The sequence below is a fragment of the Marinomonas profundimaris genome (genome assembly GCF_000508165.1).
In the GTDB taxonomy this organism is placed as follows: domain Bacteria; phylum Pseudomonadota; class Gammaproteobacteria; order Pseudomonadales; family Marinomonadaceae; genus Marinomonas; species Marinomonas profundimaris.
The window spans coordinates 1-2,190 of record NZ_AYOZ01000039.1 but is presented as its reverse complement, the minus strand read 5'-3'; the positions used below and the strand labels follow the sequence as shown (position 1 = coordinate 2,190).

The 2,190-nt window shown below is 44.3% G+C and carries 2 protein-coding genes; one reads left to right on the top strand and one right to left on the bottom strand.

What is annotated here, in order from left to right; genetic code table 11:
- Positions 1–248 (bottom strand): transglycosylase domain-containing protein (locus D104_RS32200; protein WP_024024782.1); only part of this gene is annotated, 248 nt, incomplete at its 3' end.
- Between the two features lie 340 nt (positions 249–588).
- On the opposite strand from D104_RS32200, the gene D104_RS32195 reads away from it, so the two are divergent.
- Entirely contained in the window at positions 589–1,944 is a 1,356-nt protein-coding gene (locus tag D104_RS32195; RefSeq protein ID WP_160168779.1) for a histidine-type phosphatase, read from the top strand.
- The last annotated feature ends 246 nt before the right edge of the window (positions 1,945–2,190 follow it).

The following is a 2,190-nucleotide window of genomic DNA, read 5'->3' as shown; positions in this document are numbered from 1 at the left end:
GCAAAATCAACACCGTAGTGATTGGGAAAGCGTTGATCCTCGGAAGATACAAACGCCAACGGAACATGAGAAGGGAGTTCATCAATGCTTATCCAATCCTGAGTCACCGGATAAGGGCTTTGCAGTATAAACGCCGTTGTCGGCGGTGGGACAAAACGAAACACAAATAAAATGAGAATCAGTAATAGTGAAGCGCGCCAAAGAATCTTCCATGCTTTACTAAAAATATCGAGTTTACGCTTTGCCATTCACTGTCTCTTAATTAAGTTGAATGAGGCTTTCTAGCTCAAATTAAAGCAGAGTGTAGGGTATAAAGCTGTAAAACCAAACCTTGGTAAAAGAGGAGACAAAAGCGTCAGCTAACTTTAATTCTGTTCATCGACGTTTGTCATCTGCCGTCCACCAACGGCTAATCTGTTATCAAGCCGGATCTCCTCCTCAAATGCAATAAATGGTCGTTAGGTTAATTCTGCACCTATGTGCAAAATTCATTTTTATGCAATCAGGTTGTCACATTTAGTGGCTACTGTTCCGTTTGTTTTTGGGAATCGCACCATACCTGTTTCACTTTCATTTTTAGGAAGATTCATGAATCGTTATTCTCTCATCACTTCAGCAACGATCGCCTTGTTGAGTGCGTCTAGTAGCTTTGCTCAGTTTGTTGAATATCAATACAGCAGCAAGGCAATTTACGTCCCTAAACAAGATTTAAACAGCTACGAAGCCGCACCGGATGGCTATGATATTGCTTATACGCAACTGGTTGAACGTCACGGCGCGCGTGCATTATCAAGCCCTAAATACGACATACTGACTAAACAAGTATGGACGCTGGCGAAACAACGCGGCCAATTAACGGAGCTAGGTGAAAAGCTTGGGCCGATCACCGATCAAGTGACCGCAGCTAACAAAACCCTAGGCTACGGCTTACTCACAAAAATTGGTGAAGAAGAGCCTTCGGGTATTGCCACACGCATGGCTGAACGTTTGTCACCGCTCATGCGGAATGCATCCCAACAGCCCGTCTGTATCCAAGTGCAAACTTCGGGTAAAGCGCGAGCCAACCAAACGGCCCATTTCTTCATGCAGTCGCTTGCAAAAGACGTTAACTATGTAAGCGATGATGCGGTGCAGTGTTATCAAGTCCAAACACAAGCCAATAAAATTGATAAGAAGATGGTCAATAAATACGAGCTCTACTTCCACAAAACCAATCCAGCGAAAAACGCCAACTATCAAGAGTACAAGGACAATTACAAAGCCTATAAGACATTTAAAAAATCAGACAAGCTAGACGCAGCCTTGGATGAGCTCGCAAGACTGTCGCAAACCAAATTATTGGCGCGTGAAATGCTAGAACGCATTTATACAAAAGAGTTTGTCGACTTCCTTGAGCACCAAATTTCCGACGACAAAAGCTGCGATGTGTCGGCAGGAAATTGTTTTAAAACCAATACTCGTACACCAGATGAAACAGAAGATGATTGGAAGTACGTGCAAAACGAAGTCGATGCGGCATCCAAACTTTACAATATGTTTATTATCGCGCCTGGGATGTTGCGTGAGGCCCAAGCACAAGGTGGCGAATGGGATCTGAAACAATTTATTACGCCAGAGGAGTCCGCTTGGTTTGCTTATCAGTCTGATGCGGAAGACTTCTATGAAAAAGGGCCAAGCTTTGCGGATGGTCATGGTGTGACTTACAACATTGCGAAACCTTTGCTAAAAGACATGTTCAATGAAATGGACGCCGTTGCGGACGACCGTCAAGCGGTTAAGCATGTCGCCAAACTTCGTTTTGCCCACGCCGAACAAATTATGCCATTGGCGGCGCTTCTGCATGTCGAAGGCAGCCAGAAATCCGCGGCCCCCGATGAGCTTTATAGCCAACAAAATAACGTATGGCGTGGCGGTTGGGTAACGCCTTACTCTGCGAACATCTAATGGGATCTGTTTAAAAGCAACAAACCGAATAGTGTGACGTTGGTGAAGATGCTCTACAACGAAAAAGAAATCGGTTTTAAAGATGATTGTGAAGTCTTCCCAGGCACCCAGTATTTCTACAGTTTAAGCGAACTAGAACGTTGTTACCGCGATGAACTAAGCCCTCACTAGCGGTACATCATTGTGAAATTGGGGTCAGATTGAAATTGTGAAATTGGGGGTCAGATGAAAATAGAAAACTTGTCG

Bases quoted from the DNA above. Each gene is read 5' to 3' on its own strand.
- D104_RS32195 (WP_160168779.1), top strand. From the start codon at position 589: ATGAATCGTTATTCTCTCATCACTTCAGCAACGATCGCCTTGTTGAGT.